Here is an 18,100-nt window from a genome sequence, read left to right as displayed (position 1 = left end):
CTTTTAGCTTTTAGCTTTTAGCTGAATAGTGTCGCTTTTATTTTAGGTGTGGGAATAGTAATTTAGGTACGTTTTCCTGCTTAAAAAACTAAAACAAACTCCCTCTACATGTAAAACCAAATAGTGCCCGCTTTCGGCCAACGCGCTAGCAAGCTAAGCGCCTACAATAAATAACATTGTATTTAACTTTAGCTGTGGCTATTACATTGGCTGGGTGTTGGGTTTCGCTTCGCTCAAACCAACCTACGGTTGTTGCATAGCTACAAGCTTGCGTATAATGCCCGCACTCTGGCTGTATCTATTAGCCGCTAATTTGGATTTTAATAATGAAAAAACTCTCTGCAGTGCAAGTAAAACAACAAGCACTTGTGCTTAACGTTGCCGATAAACTAGAAGCACAAGGGCGCGAAGAAATCCCTGGCATGTTGCAGTGCTGGTTTGATGTGGAATATCACTTATTTCCAAGTTCACTACTGCTTTGTTTTCAGTTTGAAAACGAACAAGCTTTAGCAGCCGCAGAGCCTGATTTATTAAAGTGGCAAAAGCGCTTAAGCGCCGCAATGCTTAAAAAAGGCGTGATTTTAAAAGATATGCGTAAACATTTAGTGTTTACTTTAAAAGGCCCTGATGATTAGGAAGGTTTTAAGTTAGCTAAGGGCTAGCGTTGCCGCAAGCTTGTTAAAACACAACAAAAAGCCAAAATTACAGCCTTTTATCATGCTATAGAAATAATAAACCCCTCGCAGGGCGCTGAGCTTACGGGTAGCGGGAGGGGTGTTGTTACGCGTAACTATAGAGCTTAAAAGTATAATTTCAAGATATTTATAGTTTGGGCTGGTATTAGCACTAAACGATGACTGAGGCGAAAGCCAAGAGGTGCATATTGATACCAATCAACGTGATTACTACTTGGTATTTTCGAATAAAGAGTTCAAGAAAACACAGCTGCCTGCTTGACCGGAACTTTCTAATGGGTGACCCCTTTGGTTTCAGAGTCTTATTTTGAATTGCTGCGTAACGGTTTCAGTCCACAGCAGTTATCTCAATTGAACTTCTCTCTAAAGAATTATTTGCATTAAACTAAAACAGATTTTGTTATCTATTAAGCCACAAGATACAATCGCAAACGAATACTTCAAAATGTTTAAAAGTCTAATGTGTGAGTCCCTTTTGGATAATACGGGCCAACACACATTGCAGTCCCTTCTAGCTCATCTGCAATCATAGAAGTTGTGTAAATCAATTGATATTCATCATGAATAGTGTCACACACGTTAACCATCTGACGTTGGAAATTTTGACTTCTTTCTTCTCGCATCCCTTTATCTTCAATATTATCCATAAGGATCAAATTGGGAATTCGAGCGTATTTATCATCAGCAGCATGAGCAAATATAGAAAATCGAATACTATTTTTCATAACAACCATTGAACTCGCTGAGAATTTACTGCGACCATTAACAAACATTTTATCTTTAGCAAAATCAAAAACGACTTCTTCAGGTGCAGAGAATGATGGCTCGTAACCCCCGTCTAGCTTGAGTAAATTCTTAGCTTTGCTTTCAATCGAGCTATATACTTCAACATATCTACGCTCTTGCAGTAAAGCCACTTCCTCCAACTTTGCTTTTATGTTGCTGATTCGAGTTATTGCATTAGCTTTTCGTTCTTTAAGCGTGTCTACTTTTTCTACCTGCTCTCGCTTATCTTCCAGTGATAATATTTGACTCCTACAGAAGCCAATTTCTGATGCTATCTCAATCAGCACGGCTTCTTTGTCATCTGTAGAAGTATTTATTTCTTTTAACTCATTTTTTGCGCTTGCTAACTGATAGCGAACCTTAGGAATGACAGCTGTAATTTTCAAAACATCACTTTCAAACGCCTCAATGATTTTTTTACTTTCTTTAATTTGAAAATTAATTTCATTAAGAAGCTGGGAGTATGCAAAATCTTTGTCTTCTGAAGGCTTTGATTTTTTGCACAAACAGCAACTATCTGTATCATTTTCTTCAATCGGCTCTAAACAAGACGGACAATAAGCAAAATTAACACCACCAATAACGGCAGAAGTTAATTGCGACTCAGATAATGCGGCTTTTCTTTCTTCGAGCGAAATTAAGAACAATTTTGTCTCTTTTATTTCCGTTTCTAGTTCATTTTTTTCAGCCTCAAATGAGGCTAACTGACGGGAGTTATTGTCGATTGCCGCTACTAATTCTTTTACTCTAATTTTTACCTCTTCAGAAGCATCTTCAGCTGTGACAGACTTAGCTTCCAGCCTTCTTTGCTCTAGGTTTTCTATTTCTTTACTAATTTCAGCAATATCATTATTAAGCGTTTGAACATTAATTAAAGATTCATCATGACCAAACATTCTATAAATAGCGTTTAGCTCAGCATTTACTTTTTCAAATTCTCTGTTGGCTTCAATAAGCTCTTGTCTTAGGTTATAGGCTTCCAAATCATCAATGCCCAATAAATATTCACCGATAGCTCTTCTAAAGGTAACATTGTCAAACTTTTGCTCTTCTTTAAGAAGTTTTGTGGTAGAGGACAATTGATCAACATATAACAACCTAAGAATTTGATGCATTGTTAAATTCTTATCTTCATCAGTCTTGTGGCGAGGCAAATTCAATAATTCGAAAATTTGCTGAGAAAAGCTATGTGTATCACTGTTGCGCCTCATTGGAAACTTTTTCCAACCCTCGATTGCTTCCAAGGCATTTTGCATTGCACTGTCAAAGCAAAACACTTTCTCTTGACCTGTTGGCGTTACATTTCGCTTAAAGGTAATAACATGACCATTCAATAAAACTTCAGTGGCAACCCAATCACAGAGTTGTTGCTCTTCAGTCCATTCCGTTATTTCTGCTCCTAGACCATAGTTAAGTAAATCCATAATAGTAGATTTACCTGTACCATTCTCTCCTCGAATGATGTTCACGCCTACATGAAACTTTTGATCATATAAAAACTTGCCTGCACCAAATACTGCAAACCGGGTTACAAATAATTTAGAACGGCTCATTTTGGCTCCACATCATATTTAAATTCCATTAACCCTGTACGGGCTTTAATCCCTGACTTACCTACAAATTTAGCTTTAGGAAATTCATTTATTATTACAGAAAACCACTCTTCATTAACTAAACGTGCAGCTTTAAATGACTTTTGCATTTGTATTGGTAATAGAGTTTCACTTCTCTTAAGCAGGCCTTTTTCAAACGACTCCTTACATAAAAAGCTTTTAGCTAATAAGTTTTGAAATGCGATAGTTTGTAGGATTTCTAACTCATGCATTATCCGCTTTGTATTTTTTAGAGACTCAAATGGCTCCTGAATGTCAGCAAATTTCTTACGATGTTTATTTATTGGCGTAGGTAATGGTTTGATAAGTTTTAATAAATATGGAAAAACCGTATAAAAATCCATCAGGCGATAAATATCAATACTCAAGGAGCTATGTTCTGTATTTTCTAGAATCAATAGTACACGATAAACACAGTGGTTGATGTCTTGTGCTGGGTGGTACATTAACATGGCTTATTCCATACCAAGTGACACTTACCTGTAAGATAATACATCATGCCACTGACAAGCTCCATTGTCGCCAGTGTATCGTAACGTACAACTGCTTTATGAACTGGTTCAATTAACTCTTCTTGGATCACCTTGTCAATTGTTGTTTTTGAAGTATCAATATCAATTAGAGGCTTTATTTTATGGTGCCAAACAGTGCTAATTGTTGAAAGAATTTGTACATAAACCTGCTGTTCAGCCAATGACATTTGCTGTTTAGCCACTCGCCTCTCAAAGCGATTTTTTAACAATGTCGCTCGATCTAATAAATCATCCCTTTGACCATTTCTAAGCTTATTTTCTAAACCAATAATTTCACGTGTAGGATGATTCGTAACATAATCAGTCAGCTCTTCAATAAGATCGACTAACTTCTCATCTTCACCAAGATCTTTTTTTATTTGCTCAATGGCTTGCTCTAAAGATGTAAGCGGAACAAATATGTTATCCCCTTTGTGTTCAGAGCCTTTGTAATTTACTTCTATTTGACTCATGGCTAAAAGTTATTATTTCCTTTATGAGTTGAGTCTTTATAACTAACAGAAATATTCTTTTCACCAGAGCTAGGATTCTTCTGCAGCTCTTTAGGTTTTAATATTGCTAGAATCAGCGCAATTGCTAAAACCGACATCAACAATACTATGACATAAAATACTTTTTCGGACCCCAGCAAAGAAAGGACAGAGTCACTAAAAAAGTTGAGCATAAAAAGACTAAACAAATAGCCTATTACACCTACAGCCCCTGTTACTGAAATGATTTTGATCCAAGCTTTATCCATGCTAAACATTTGCCTTTTTTATTGTATAAAAACAATAACACGGTTTTGACCATTTTTCCTGTTATTTAACATATAGTTCTGTCACTTAAATAATAGAGTGACCCTGTTTTGGTTTAGTCCAAAAAAATACTATAAATTTTCATAAAAAAGGTGAGCACTAGGCTCACCTTTTTTATTCTTTATGAGTCACAAACTATATTCGACTCACAAACTACTAAAATAAAGTCACAGACTTTATTAGAGAACGACAACTGTTGTTCATGATAAATAAGTTTGCGAATACCCCCTCCATTTTCATTGGGCTGGCGAGCAGCAAAAAAATTAATAAGTTTGCGAAAAAGTACCTTTATTTCCCATTTAAGGAACAATTATCTAGTGTGGCAATTAGGAATGCAAACCTTGCACCCATCCACATTAGGATAAATATTCTTTGCTTTTTGTACTGCCGAAGAGCATGTGCTGTGCATACCTAGCTCTGCTTTATTTGATGGCATAAAGTTACAGCCATTTTTATGCACTTCATGTTCACCAGTAGGCTGCGAGTTATTGTTTACATAATATAGATCCATCTTAAATATCCTTAATTTTAATATATAAAAAGTCACTTCAAATAAGCTTATTTGAAAGTGTAGAACTTAAATCAAAAATATCTAGTATGCTTTTTAGGTATGAATTTATTGAGGAGGTAAATACTTTTTTATAAAAGAGAGGTGTTTAATATCTAGATAAAACTCATAGCCGCTTAGATAAAGGCTACGTTTTATGTGTACAGCATTATTGGTTAACTCAATGTCTTGGTAAATTATTAATTCAAGAAGCTTCTTAGAGATGTAATCAAACCTGGAGCCTAAACCAAATAAGGCTGCTCCATAATGAATAGCAGCCGCAATGTCATCTGACGTCGCTATATCGGGTTTTACTGACCAGCCAGCAAAACTATATTCTTTAAGTCGAGATTGCATCACTTCGTTAATCTTACATGCTGCACTAGCTGGCGTAGCTGTGGATTCCCCTAAAGGGATATAGAGCCATTTGGTTCCCGTACGATAGGCTTTCAGCCCCAAATTTAAAGCTATCTGTCTAGTTGAAATCGTGTGTATTACATGGGTTTTATCTCGTACTCGCTGCGTGAATTCATAAGTATAGGGAACGGAGGATTGGTAATTTAAAGTCAATTCAAATGCAGTATCAGCCCCTTTGTAAATAACAAAAATCTCTCCCCACCATGTTATCGTAATGGTGTACTTCATTGATTTAAGCTCTTTAAACAGTCCATACAAAAAAGGGGCTATCCATATCCAGTCTTCGGTACTTATATCAACCCCATTTTTTGGTGAGCGATGGTAATCAAATATAACTCGGCGCTTTTTGGCTTGTTTTAGCTTTGAAATCAAGGACTGAATATTCATCCCTCTTTCCTAATATCAATGCTAATTGATTGATCGCGTTTACCCACTTTACCTGCCTTAGTAATACCCACACCACTAAATGTAATTACTTTATTATGATAACTACAATGCTCGAAACGTAAGCTGACTTTATTCCCTGTCTCAGCACTAATATGTGTTAACCAATCACCGTAATCGATACCAAACAAACGCTTTACTAACCGCCTTAGAAGTTGCTCTATATAAAGCTCCAGCTTTTCCAGCCTTGCTTCTAAATGGTTAATCTCCTCGTTGATACTTAACAAAGTGGAATCACAACCGGCGGATAAACTATTTATACAACTATTATCCAGTGCGTGTATTGAGTTCCCTACTTCGTCTAAACGCCAAATTAAATTAGATAATTCTTCTAGTTCAACTTCTTTTACTTCAAGCTCTTTGACCATAGATAAAGCCAACGTATAGCGCCCTTTATCTAGCTCGACCTTTTTAAGAGTACAACCGTCTATTAAAATATCAGTTGTAGCTATATAAGGAGTGGTAAAGTAAGGCTCTTTATTAGGTGGCACTAACCCCGAAAAAGCAATCGTGTAGGGGGTCACATGTAAGTACGATACTGTATTGTGCCCATACCTTTTTGTAAGTTCAAATAACCAATTAATACCCGTTACTTTTAATACCACTTCTTCTAGCTCATTGCTTGAAAGTACCTGCCGCGCGCGTTCGATTTGAGCCATTAAATCATCGCTATATTCAATTAAACATAAACTAGGCGTTGTTAGTCGATGATGCATATAGAGGCTACTTTTATTAAGCTCGCTAACTTGAATACAAATGATTTGATGGCTCATCAATCTCACACCTCTATTAATTATTTTGAACGATAGGATGCTGGCGGTAGGTGCAGATATAGCCATTGGGTATCGTATTTATAAAGCCACATATAACAAGCTGGGTACATAGCTTTAATTTCGGCACGTGTAGAAAAGGAGTGCTTTGTAAGGGCTGAACGCATCTCAATACGATACTTGTCTCTTTTACCCAGTGCCCTTAAGTATTGTCGCCACTCTGAAAGCTGATAATGCTCACCACATATTTTCTCAACAGAGCTAACAGATACTTGCTCTTCGCGTGCTATTGCATCTCTAGCATCACCTTTTACTAAACGCGTCAAAATACGCTTTTCTATATCAGCTGAAATAAATTGCGTCCGTTTTAAATAAGCTATATTTTCTTGTTTAGCTAGCTTAATCACATAACCTATGGAGCAGCTGACACGCCTAGCTATTTCAGTAAAATTTAATTCACCTTCTTGTAGTAATAATAGACACTGTTTCTCACGTTTTTTATCTTTATCTATTGGTTTCAATAACTGTAAATGCTCTTGCGCCGCTATGTCAGGCAGTTGTTCCAAGGCAAAGCGAAATAATATAAGTTTAAGCGGATGACATGCATAGTAAGGCTTGCGAATAAGATTTCTTACTACGTGTTCAGTAAAAACATCGTTATTAAACAGGCACACAGTTATGTTTGATATAACTGCTATTAAACGTTGCATACTGATACTGTCATTACCCATAAACCCTTTTTGTCTAATCAGGGCATTCAAATTACTTTTGTCCAATAACAAATCATTACGCTTCTGACTTTTAGCCGACTCATTAACTTCCAACACATAAGTAGTGAAAAACCGCTGTAAATCACTCGCTGGCGCATCAGAAGATGATATTGCTTGCGGAGGCAAGCTGTATACTCTTGATGAAGGCGAAGTGTCGACAAGTAACGTATTGTGTATATGGCAACTTTGTATGCCTGTGAACTGGTGCGACAGGTGCCAATAAGCAACGCCATACTTATCTTTATCAGCTTCAATGCACGATAAACAGTATTTATCCTTGCTCAATGCTTTCAGACCCGATTGGGAGATTTTAGCGTAATTGCCTAATCGATAAGATGGACCAGTGAGCATAACGTCTTTAAGCTTTTTAGGCTCATTACCCCCTAAAGAAAATAAGGGGTAGTAAGTATGATCATTAAGTAATAGTTCTACTGGGAATTTCGTTTGCGCAGAAAAATACGCTAAGTGGGTGGCTAGCTTTTGGTCTAAACTTAGCCCATATTGTTCAAACCAAAGCAAGCTCGCTGAACGATGATTATAGCTACCCGAGTAAACTCTGAGCCGTGCTAAAAATGAATATATTGTCTCATCAGGTAGCAACGGCAGTATATTCATTAGCTTTAACTCAGTAGCCCATCACAGTTAAGTGAATATTTTTTAAAATGCTCAGTGCGATAGCTAGCTATATTTTCACCCGTATATTCTTCAGCAAATTTAATTAAAAGCAAAAATATCATGGGGTGCGTCTGCTTCACTTTTGGAAATAAAACATGTTGAATTTTAAAGTTGGCAGATTTCTCAATTTCAGCACTATAACGCTTAGTAGGCTCCAATTTGTTAAATGATTCTCTTAGAAATAAACCCCATTGGTTAATTAACCTAGATGAAAACACAACGCCCCTTGACGTATATTTTGCCTCAAATAGTTCATATAAAGTTTCGCGAACTGAGGCAACCCATGCCCTAGTGTTTGGTAAGGGCTGAGTTAATAAATATTTAGATTGCTTATCCAACCAAACATGTAAGGGAGTTATAATTACCCTAGGTAATTTACACGCATTATTAGAAGATATAATGGGATTATCGATTAAGGTTTTTTTATGCTCCCATACGGCATGTTCTAAAACTGACGAATGCTTTGAGCAAGTGTAAATTGTTGGTATTTGATGCTCACTATACCAGTAAGCCAAGCCTATTGATTTTCTATCATCTTCAGCGCACATTCTACAAAACTTAAGAGGTTTAAATACTTTTAAAAACTGCTCACCTTCAAATAGATTATTACTTGCCTTATGACCATTTATAATCGCTGCATTGTAAAGGTTTAGCTCACCGGGTTTGATAAAGCCTTGCCAATAATTAGCACTAAAATGATCAATTAATACCGCACGGTTTATAGGCCCGTTGTTATTTTCAATACTTGTTGGCACCAATATCTTTATGCAAGGGATAATGGAGCGTGGATAGATATTATCGGGTATTGTTGAAGCCCTTATATCGGATATAAGCATTTCTTTAGGTAAGCTAAAATGCTTTCCTAAATAGCGTAATCTCATTATATACGCGGGAAAATATTCATTAGCTTGAATTGGAAAGAAGTTGATGAAATGTTCGAGGTCGCTCACTTTGAAACCCCACTATCAAACGAATTAATGTCAATCATCCCATCTACTTTTGATAATTTTTCAAGCAATAGATTTTGTTTATTGACAGCTTTTTTTTCTAGTGGTTTAGAGCTCTGTTTATTTTTTTCATTTTTGCTGTCATCTGCATAATAATTTCTTTCTCCATGAAAAAATGTTTCAACATCCATTTTTATAGTATCCATTGCGTAATCTAATAACTCACTGCTTATGTTTTTGTCATTATTTTCAGAAGACAAAACCAATGCTTTTTCAGCAAGCTTGAGTAATATCGACATGTTTCCACGACAAAAAACCAATACTTTATTTATTTGTGCTTTCGTTATTTTTTCTTCTGACTCTGGGAAAATATAGTTGCTGAAAAGAACTGTAATTACTTCAACGATAGTACCTTTATCTATTGTCATGCAGCTGTAATTTTTACTCATAAACTGCTCATAACGACGTTGAGTAGCCTTACTATCAACAATAGCATCTCTCAAAATCGGCGTTCCAATTAATAGAACAGGAACATTGAATTCATTGTATATTTCTTGTAGAAAGCTGGCATTAATACCATCTTTATCAGTTCTTCTTCCTGAACTAAACCATTGGCTCTCATCAATAACCAATATTCCTACTGAGTACTGTAGAAAAACAGAAGTAACCTCTTTTAAATAGTGATCAACTGATTTATATTTTGTTGATTCACTATAGATCGAGCCTGATAAACGATGAACTTCTTTTAGTATACTTCTTAAAGTCGCTTTTTTAGATGATGTACTACATGTTACTTTTACCCATACAATTTGTTTTAACGGCGTTTTTGTTGCTGTCTCTTGATGATTATGCTCAATTACTTGTGGGATAGTATTTAGAACTCTCTCAACCGTCATCGTTTTACCATATCCTGCTGGGCCACATAAATAACCACCAGATGAAGATGATTTGCTTAATTGATTGGAAGAAAATAACTTCTCATTTATTTGTTTAAAATACGCTTCATCGTTAATATTTTTTGCCAAATAGCCTGTTGATATTGCATTTTTTAATGAACAATAGACTTCCCAAGTTTCATCGTCCGGTAAGAAAAAAAACTTATCCATAAATCTTTTTTTAAGAGCTATAACTTCATATGCATCTTTACCTTTTATAGCTTTAAGAACATCTGCTTTTTTAAGTAAAACTTTACTCTGAAGCATAAAATCTTCTTTATTAGCAATAAGGTTGAGTGCTTTTAATAATGGATTTGGAGCCGCAAGTTTTTCTATTTGCTCAGAATAATTACTCATTTACTCGTCCCCTTCTATCTGGTCAATCAAACTACACACTTTTTTAGCGTTACTGTTAACTTCGTTCTTTTTATCTTCCTCGACATTAGACTTAGTATCTTTGACACATGATTTAGCCATAGACTTGGGGGAATAGCTTTTCTTGTTGCCATCTTCAGCACCTTTAATGCTCTTTGCGAACTTAGTATTTGCCAGACTTTTATCGTAATTCTGTTTACTTTTGTTTACTCTCTCCTTATTAGCGATTAAAGATAGATCTAACTGATCAGCACCTTCAAATTTGCAATACCTCTCATCTAAAACAAATTCAATTAACTTACCCTTACTATGAGGTCCTCTGTACCATATTTTATCAGCACAACTAGGATTGTATTTCACTTCAATCTCAACGACTTTTTCATGGTCATTTTGAGCGGTTTCCATTCTAAACTTCTCAAAGTCGCTACAGTCTGTTTGATAGACTAATGATACGACTTTACGCACCCCACACTTTCTTTTTATTTCAACCCCACCTTTCCCTACTTTTGCCGTAATTAGTGGAAGAATGCCCTCCATTATTTTCTGGGGACTCCACTGCGGTAATTCATTAACTACTGAATCTAAACTATAGTTCCAGATTGCTACGGGGGTCGGGTCAACATCAGCAATCATCATTGCTTTGTCCAACTTTTTAGAAACATCCGCAGTGCTATTACGTTTGATAATCCACTCTATAATTAACCTATTTAGATCTTTAAGCGTTAGGGAGGCTTTTCTTGAAGCATGCTGAAACGCTTTAGGACCATTTTTATCTACAAAACTTTCGAGTCTTTTAGCAAAGTCATCCTTAAAACACCTAAAAGCGCCCTCAACAGTTCCTTTGCCTTTGCCAAAGTATGATGTTGGAAGAGAGACCGTTTTGATGCCGATATCTCCATCAATCATACTTTCTATATTTCTTTTTTTAAGCTCAGTACCACGATCAAAAACAAGCTCCCGACACACATGATGACAAGGCCAATCTCCATCTTTATATTCGACGTTATGCTTCTTGCATAAAGCTGACTTCTCAACAAACGAATTAAATAAAGCCATCCTAAATGACTCTTCTGATTGGCCTAGATGAGTCAGATAAAAGCCCACAATACAACTACTAAAAACGTCTATAACAAAATAGAGAGTAAGCCTAGGTACTGCTTTAAAGTTAAACTCTGACACGACATAAGCATCTATGGTAGTTGAGTCAATCTCATAGCGCTCAGATACACAAGATAAACCCGATCTAGACGTAGAGGTTCTAGTCGCATAGCTATTATTAAATTCCTTAGCGCCGAATATACGCTTACGATGATCTGCTTTTGTTACAAGCTTATAATAAAGCCGCCTAAATTGACTTAGTGTGAGTAACTTTGAATAATCTATTTCTCTATTAGCCTGCTCGCTAACCGCAAATCTCTGGTTAAACTCATCACACAAAATAGACAGTGAACTTTGTCGTTTAATTCTTTTTATGAAATGAGACACATTGATTTCATCTTGTTGATTAACAACTCGACGTTTCTCTTTATAGGACATAGGAGGCCTTCCGAGGCCTTTTGAAAACTTTTTCTTAGCTTCAATGGCATTTTTAGCTATGCTGCGAAATTTTCCTATATTTTTGTATAGAGGTATAAATGAGTCACGACATTTACCAAATGCTAAGTAAATATTCAGGATTCGGTAAGCTGAAGATAAGTGAAACCCAAACTCAGCACTTAAAGTTTTAATTTCACTGTGTAATAGGCCATTAAGGTATAGTCGAATTCCATCTGGTCTTTGGAAAAGTAGTTTAGAGAACTTGTACTTATGATTCGCTTTAGAAAGTATCTTTTCATAACTCGATTTATTTTTAAGCTGTATTGATTTGCATTGCCCCTGAGATAATTGATGTTCTTTAAACCACCGTACACGTTCAGAATTAGCAAAATCGCAGTTACGTACCTCATAATCTTGAAAATAAAAACCACCGAGTACATCACCAATCGAATATATAAATGGCTTTTTAGGTTTTGCATAATTTTGCTCAATTAAAATTAGGCACTTAACACCACTCTCATATAAAAGATCGAGTACTGTATAAGTATCACAAACATATTTACCATTTTTCTTGTACTTCGGTGAATATAATTCCTGGCCAATAGTAATAGCTTCTGTTATTCCCATAACCACGGCTCCTCTGACTTATAGAGTAAACCAAATGGTTTGATCTTTCGGTGCATATTAAATGGGAGCTGGTGTTCCCTCATTAAAACCCAAAAGCACCCTCTAATCTTACACTCAGCGATTTTTAAAGATGCAGCAACTAATTCTATTAAGGCGTGAAATTCGATAAATGCAGCGTGTTTAGAGTAAATTAAGAGGATTTTTCCTCTAACTTTTTTTAGAAGAGTTTTGGGGTAATTAACATCATCATACACACTCATTTGCGAAAGGTTATCTTGAAAGTCTTTATTGATAAGCGGATGTCTTTGTGTGATCTCAGACCATTTCACCTCTTTTATTTCCCAGTAGATTGCCTCTATTTGTAACTTATTTTTAGTATTAAGTTCTTTATTTTGAGTGCTGCGGTAGCAACCATCCTCTGAAATATACTTAAGCGAAAAAGCTTCTTTACAAGTATTCCCTCTAGAATCGGTATATGTAATGAGCACGTCAGTTGTCATAACTGAAACTTGCTCGTACCTAGACCGTTTATTAGAAACTATATTTGAGGGATGCCTTAAACCTAGATTTTCTGCTATGGATAAAGTTTCAGTAATTTTTAATAAAGGATATTGAGTGCTAATAGCGACTATATTTTTATAATAAGCTAGCCCTTTAACAAACTTAGTTTCTAGCTTGGAGAGTGTGTCTAGCTGAACATCATAACCCTTAAGTAAAGTAACTGATGCAAATCCACTGGTTGGCACAGTTTTAATCGATAAAAAAGGAACATGCCCACCTTTAACTTTACACTTATGATTCCAAGCATCAATACTGTTTATTACACTTACGCTAATTGGCGGCTGCGTCTCGTATAATTTGAGCAACCCTTCATTGCCTTCATTAATATTTTCATAATTTTTCATACCCGTAACCTTCTCTTGATATGTATTTAAATCTATATACACAAAAAAATAGTGTCAAGTACAAAAAACAGTCTAAAATAAAAATTAACACATATAAATCAGTGACTTAATAACACGCATTTTAAGTTTGTCAACCAAGCTCATTCTTACAAAGCATCGTTTTTTTGACTCAAAAAAAGCTTAAAAAAACGACAAATAACAACAATATAAGCAGTAGTTAATCAATAATAAATCGGAAGGGGAAACAAAATGGTAATAACTGAATCGAAGCTAAAGCTATTCGAAAAACTGATTAAAAGCAGACTTTTTTCTCAAAAAAAATTTTTTTATTTTTTTATAAAAAAGCAAAAAGTTAACAAAATGACAACGCTAATTGACCTTCTTGAATCACCTGAGGGGCGGGATAAGCTCGAAAAAGAGCTCGATTTTTTTATTCGTACTAATAAAAAACAACATATAAAGCGCTTTTTGGGAGCATTAAAATGAACGATTTCTCGCGAACTCAGCAGTACATTCAATTTTTTACTGAAGTGCTCAAACTTAATAAACTTACAAATGCGCCTACTGAGCAACACCGTATTTATTACAATCAAATCAACTTATTCTTATCGCATCACGCTCTTTTATCGGCGGCTCAAGTCATTGATTTACTCTCGACCCCTAGCAAGCCATTTACTGAACAAGATTTAAAAAACTTAGTCGATGAAAATAAGGCCTTTTTTGTAACAGCACCAAATTTCGCAGGCTATGAGGGCTACCCTGCTTTTCAGTTTGATATCTATAATCGACGTGTTAAACCTATTTTAGAACCTATTATTGAACAGGTAAGTAAATACTATTTCGACTGGGATATTGTACTTTGGTTAGGGTCATACTTTGGCGACCTGAATAGCTCAGCGATTGAAGCAATAGATGACCCTAAACAACATAGCTTGTTGATTCAATTAGCTAAGAACATTGAAAATGAGTGCTTGTAGCTATAATTCAGTTCTATTTATACGCTATATAACACATAAATATTGAGCTTTTAGCTAAATTACAATACTGTACCTAGATAGTATAAAAGTTACAGTACGCAGTATTGTCGTCCATTGTACTAACAACACAAAGGACTGCTAGTGATACCTAATTACCAGCAATTTATGCGCCCATTTTTAGAGGTTGCACATAGAACCCATGGAAGAGAAGTTAAGCTAAGGGATGTAATTAACGAACTAGCTGAACAATTTAGCCTCACTGAAGAAGAGAAAGCTGAAACACTTCCAAGTGGTAGGCAGCCTATTCTCGATAACCGAGTTAGCTGTGCACGAATATAGCTAAAAAGCTTGGTTTTTAGAGTGTAGCCCGTAATCAATTGCTAACCCCTCAATTTTCTCATACTATCCATTTGTTCACAGACAGAGATTAAACATGCTCGATGATATTTTGACCATTCAATAGTTCGCTAAGTACTTAAAGCTCAATGAAAAGACAGCATATCGTCTTGCAAATGAAGGCAAATTGCCCGGCTTTAAGGTGGATGGAAGTTGGCGCTTTAAACGCGTAGATTTAGAGCAATGGATTGAAGAACAAAAACAAAGATAAGGAATGTTATGAAGTTTAATGAAGATTCTCGCGTAAAAATTCCAGCAATTTTACATTTAATGCGTCTTGGCTATCAGTACCTATCGCTTAAGGGGCAAAGCTGGGATATCGACACAAATATCTTCCCTGACTTATTCAGAGCTTCTATTTGTAAAATTAATCCTTGCATTGAAGAAGCCGAAGCAGGCAGGTTATTTGACGATGTAAAGCTACTGCTTGACAACGAAGACCTAGGCAAAGCCTTTTTTAAACGCCTATCTGAGCGTTCAAATACAAAGTTAATCGATTTTGAAAACTTCGACAACAATACTTTTCATGTTGTAACTGAACTGACTTGCAAGAACGGTGATGAAGAATTCCGACCAGACATAACTTTACTAATAAATGGCATGCCACTTGTGTTTATTGAGGTGAAAAAGCCCAATAACCGCGAAGGCGTTCTGGCCGAGCGTGACCGCATCAACAAACGCTTTCAAAACCCTAAATTCAAGCGCTTTGCCAACATCACCCAATTTATGATTTTCTCCAACAACATGGAGTACGACGACGGCAACCCAGAACCAGTACAAGGTGCCTTCTACGCCAGTAGTTCTTACCATAAACCGATATTTAATTATTTTCGCGAAGAAGAAATACTTAACCTTACCGCATTACTCAAGCCATTATCTGATGACGACGAACTAAAAGTCTTGAAAGACAACAATCTTGAAGTTATTCGTAGCAATCCAGAGTTTCAGACAAACAAACAGCCAGAACGACCAACAAATCGCATTTGTACTTCGTTACTAAGCCGTGAGCGCTTAGCCTTCATATTACGTTACGCCTTAGCCTATGTAGATGAAACCGATGGACTACAAAAGCATATTATGCGTTACCCGCAGTTATTTGCGACCAAAGCCATTGAGCATAAGCTCAGCGAAGGTGTTAAAAAAGGCATTATATGGCACACCCAAGGTAGTGGGAAGACCGCACTGGCATTTTACAATGTGCGCTTTTTAACTGACTACTTCCAACAGCAACAAGTTATCCCCAAATTTTACTTTATTGTTGACCGTTTGGACTTGCTACAACAAGCGCAGCGTGAATTCACAGCCAGAGGCTTAACTGTTCATACTATTAACTCACGTGATGCCTTCAGCCGAGATATAAAAGCGACTCAAGTGATTCATAATCACTCGGGCACGCCAGAAATCACGTTAGTAAACATTCAAAAATTTAAAGATGACCCAAATGTAGTAAGTACTAAAGACTACAACGTGGCAATACAGCGCGTGTACTTTTTAGATGAAGTACATCGCAGCTATAATCCTAAAGGCAGTTTCTTAGCTAATTTAAGCCAATCAGACACCAATGCTATTAAAATCGGCTTAACGGGTACGCCCTTATTGGGCGATGACTATAACTCACGAGTCTTGTTTGGCGATTACATTCATAAATACTACTACAACGCGTCAATTGCTGACGGTTACACTTTGCGCTTAATTCGGGAGGAAATTAGCACTCAATATAAAATTGAACTGCAAAAAGCACTCGAAGAAGCCGAAGTGAAAATGGGTGATGTCGAGCGTAAAAAAATCTATGCACATGAAAGCTTTGTTGAGCCCATGCTGGCATACATTGTGAACGACTTTGAAAAAAGTCGTGGTGCCTTAAACGACAAAAGTATTGGTGGCATGGTCATTTGCGACAGCTCAGAGCAAGCCAAGCAAATGTTTGAAATTTTTAATGCAGTGTATGCAGAAACCCCCGTTCTTCCACAGAAGAACACCACCGAAAAAAACCAAACATTAGAGGTTACAGAACCTACGTCAACAAGCTATGCAGAGTCAGCTAAACAAGCACAAAAAGTAAAAAACGCCGCCCTGATCCTTCACGACATTGGCACTAAAGAAGAACGCAAAAACTGGGTAAAAGACTTCAAAGCAGGTAAAATCGACCTTTTGTTTGTATACAACATGCTACTTACAGGCTTTGATGCAAAGCGCCTGAAAAAGCTCTACCTTGGTCGAGTGATCCGCAAGCATAATTTGCTACAAGCCCTCACGCGAGTAAATCGTACTTACAAAGATTTTCGCTATGGTTATGTAGTGGACTTTGCCGATATTCGTAAAGAGTTTGATGCAACCAACAAAGCCTACTTTGACGAGTTACAGGCAGAGCTTGGCGATGAAATGGAGCACTACTCGCACTTATTTAAATCTCAGGAGGAGATCAAACAAGAAATCGAACACATAAAAGACGTGCTGTTCCGTTTTGAAGCCGACAACATGGAAGAGTTTTGCAACCAAATCAGCCAAATACAAGACCGCGATACAGTTTTAGCACTAAAGAAAGCCTTAGCCGATGCTCGCAGCTTGTATAACTTGATCCGATTGCAAGGTGAGTATGACTTTCTCGGTGAACTGGATTTTGCCAAGCTAAATGTTCTTTATCGCGAAACCAGTAACCATCTGGACTTACTAAATCTTAAAAACGATTTAGAAAACGGCGAAGACACAACTAACCTGCTCAACCGCGCTTTAGAAGACGTGATCTTCAAATTTGTGAAAATCGGCGAAGAAGAACTAGTATTAGCCGACAAGCTAAAAAACACTCTGCGCCAAGCTCGAGAAGCACTAGCTAATAACTTTGACCAGCAAGACCCACACTTTATCAGTTTAAAAGAAGAGCTAGAGCGCCTGTTTAAGAAGAAAAACTTAAGCGAAGTCACTCAAGATGAAATGGTTGCAAATATTGATGCCTTGAATAAAATTCACGACCGCGTGAAAGAACTAAACCGTCAAAACAACCAACTTAGGCAAAAGTACTTAGGTGATGTAAAATACACCCGTATCCATAAACGCTTGCAAGAGCGCCAGCAGAGCCAAAGCGACATCTGTGATTCGGAACGAAAAATCCTTGAAGCTCTAGCTAGTGTAAAGCAAGATGCCGACGAGCAAGTGCTTAATAACAGTCAAGTGCTGGATAACGAAAGTTACTTTGAACGGCAAATGATGCCCTTGGTAATCGCGCGCTTCATGAAAGAACAGAAAATTAAACTCAACGCCGACGCCTCGCGTTACATTAACCATCTTGTCGTCGCAGAATATTTAAAAGAATTTAATACCGGTAGCCAAACATGGTAATGCCAGTGGAACTAATTAG

16 protein-coding genes and 1 pseudogene are annotated in these 18,100 nt (G+C 36.7%); 6 read left to right on the top strand and 11 right to left on the bottom strand.

Annotated elements, in window-relative coordinates; genetic code table 11:
- The first annotated feature begins 326 nt into the window (after nt 1-326).
- Nucleotides 327-635 carry a hypothetical protein gene (locus CWB60_RS11035; RefSeq protein WP_004587588.1) on the top strand — a complete coding sequence of 103 codons (309 nt, stop codon included), beginning with the start codon at nt 327-329 and terminating at the stop codon, nt 633-635.
- A 509-nt stretch (nt 636-1,144) separates the two neighbouring features.
- Here CWB60_RS11035 and CWB60_RS11030 read toward each other — a convergent pair.
- From CWB60_RS11030 to CWB60_RS10975, 11 genes are all read right to left on the bottom strand, one after another.
- Entirely contained in the window at nt 1,145-3,034 is a 1,890-nt protein-coding gene (locus tag CWB60_RS11030) for an ATP-binding protein (protein WP_138577752.1), read from the bottom strand.
- Nucleotides 3,031-3,546 carry an ABC-three component system middle component 5 gene (locus tag CWB60_RS11025; protein WP_138577754.1) on the bottom strand — a complete coding sequence of 172 codons (516 nt, stop codon included), beginning with the start codon at nt 3,544-3,546 and terminating at the stop codon, nt 3,031-3,033. The genes CWB60_RS11030 and CWB60_RS11025 overlap by 4 nt, the downstream gene beginning before the upstream one ends.
- Nucleotides 3,540-4,079, bottom strand: a complete 540-nt coding sequence (locus CWB60_RS11020; RefSeq protein ID WP_138577756.1) for an ABC-three component system protein — start codon at nt 4,077-4,079, stop codon at nt 3,540-3,542. Before CWB60_RS11020 ends, CWB60_RS11025 begins: the two co-directional genes overlap by 7 nt.
- Before the next feature lie 2 nt (nt 4,080-4,081).
- Nucleotides 4,082-4,366, bottom strand: coding sequence for a hypothetical protein (locus CWB60_RS11015; RefSeq protein ID WP_138577758.1), 285 nt, complete (start codon nt 4,364-4,366; stop codon nt 4,082-4,084).
- Nucleotides 4,367-5,040: 674 nt separating this feature from the next.
- On the bottom strand, nt 5,041-5,775 hold the full coding sequence (locus CWB60_RS11005) for a hypothetical protein (protein WP_138577762.1): 735 nt from the start codon (nt 5,773-5,775) through the stop codon (nt 5,041-5,043).
- On the bottom strand, nt 5,772-6,605 hold the full coding sequence (locus CWB60_RS11000) for a hypothetical protein (protein ID WP_138577764.1): 834 nt from the start codon (nt 6,603-6,605) through the stop codon (nt 5,772-5,774). Before CWB60_RS11000 ends, CWB60_RS11005 begins: the two co-directional genes overlap by 4 nt.
- Before the next feature lie 20 nt (nt 6,606-6,625).
- Complete coding sequence (locus tag CWB60_RS10995) at nt 6,626-7,987, bottom strand: TnsD family Tn7-like transposition protein (RefSeq protein ID WP_138577766.1); 1,362 nt, start codon at nt 7,985-7,987, stop codon at nt 6,626-6,628.
- 5 nt (nt 7,988-7,992) lie between these two features.
- Entirely contained in the window at nt 7,993-8,997 is a 1,005-nt protein-coding gene (locus CWB60_RS10990) for a hypothetical protein (protein WP_138577768.1), read from the bottom strand.
- A complete protein-coding gene (locus tag CWB60_RS10985) occupies nt 8,994-10,286 on the bottom strand; it encodes an AAA family ATPase (RefSeq protein ID WP_138577770.1) in 1,293 nt (430 codons plus the stop codon). Before CWB60_RS10985 ends, CWB60_RS10990 begins: the two co-directional genes overlap by 4 nt.
- Nucleotides 10,287-12,467, bottom strand: a complete 2,181-nt coding sequence (locus CWB60_RS10980; protein ID WP_138577772.1) for a TnsB C-terminal domain-containing protein — start codon at nt 12,465-12,467, stop codon at nt 10,287-10,289.
- Entirely contained in the window at nt 12,458-13,372 is a 915-nt protein-coding gene (locus CWB60_RS10975; protein WP_138577774.1) for a TnsA endonuclease N-terminal domain-containing protein, read from the bottom strand. Before CWB60_RS10975 ends, CWB60_RS10980 begins: the two co-directional genes overlap by 10 nt.
- Before the next feature lie 249 nt (nt 13,373-13,621).
- On the opposite strand from CWB60_RS10975, the gene CWB60_RS10970 reads away from it, so the two are divergent.
- The 5 genes and pseudogenes from CWB60_RS10970 (at nt 13,622) to CWB60_RS10950 (ending at nt 18,081) form a co-directional block, all read left to right on the top strand.
- Nucleotides 13,622-13,858, top strand: coding sequence for a hypothetical protein (locus CWB60_RS10970; protein ID WP_138577776.1), 237 nt, complete (start codon nt 13,622-13,624; stop codon nt 13,856-13,858).
- Complete coding sequence (locus tag CWB60_RS10965) at nt 13,855-14,349, top strand: hypothetical protein (RefSeq protein WP_138577778.1); 495 nt, start codon at nt 13,855-13,857, stop codon at nt 14,347-14,349. Before CWB60_RS10970 ends, CWB60_RS10965 begins: the two co-directional genes overlap by 4 nt.
- A gap of 141 nt (nt 14,350-14,490) precedes the next feature.
- Complete coding sequence (locus CWB60_RS10960; RefSeq protein ID WP_249318398.1) at nt 14,491-14,688, top strand: winged helix-turn-helix domain-containing protein; 198 nt, start codon at nt 14,491-14,493, stop codon at nt 14,686-14,688.
- 94 nt (nt 14,689-14,782) lie between these two features.
- Nucleotides 14,783-14,956: pseudogene (locus tag CWB60_RS10955) on the top strand (helix-turn-helix domain-containing protein).
- 8 nt (nt 14,957-14,964) lie between these two features.
- Nucleotides 14,965-18,081, top strand: a complete 3,117-nt coding sequence (locus CWB60_RS10950; RefSeq protein WP_138577780.1) for a type I restriction endonuclease subunit R — start codon at nt 14,965-14,967, stop codon at nt 18,079-18,081.
- Nucleotides 18,082-18,100: the final 19 nt, after the last annotated feature.

The organism is Pseudoalteromonas sp. S327, assembly GCF_005886415.1.
GTDB lineage: Bacteria > Pseudomonadota > Gammaproteobacteria > Enterobacterales > Alteromonadaceae > Pseudoalteromonas > Pseudoalteromonas atlantica.
The sequence above is the reverse complement of the archived record's forward strand: the minus strand, read 5'-3'. Positions and strand labels throughout refer to the sequence as shown.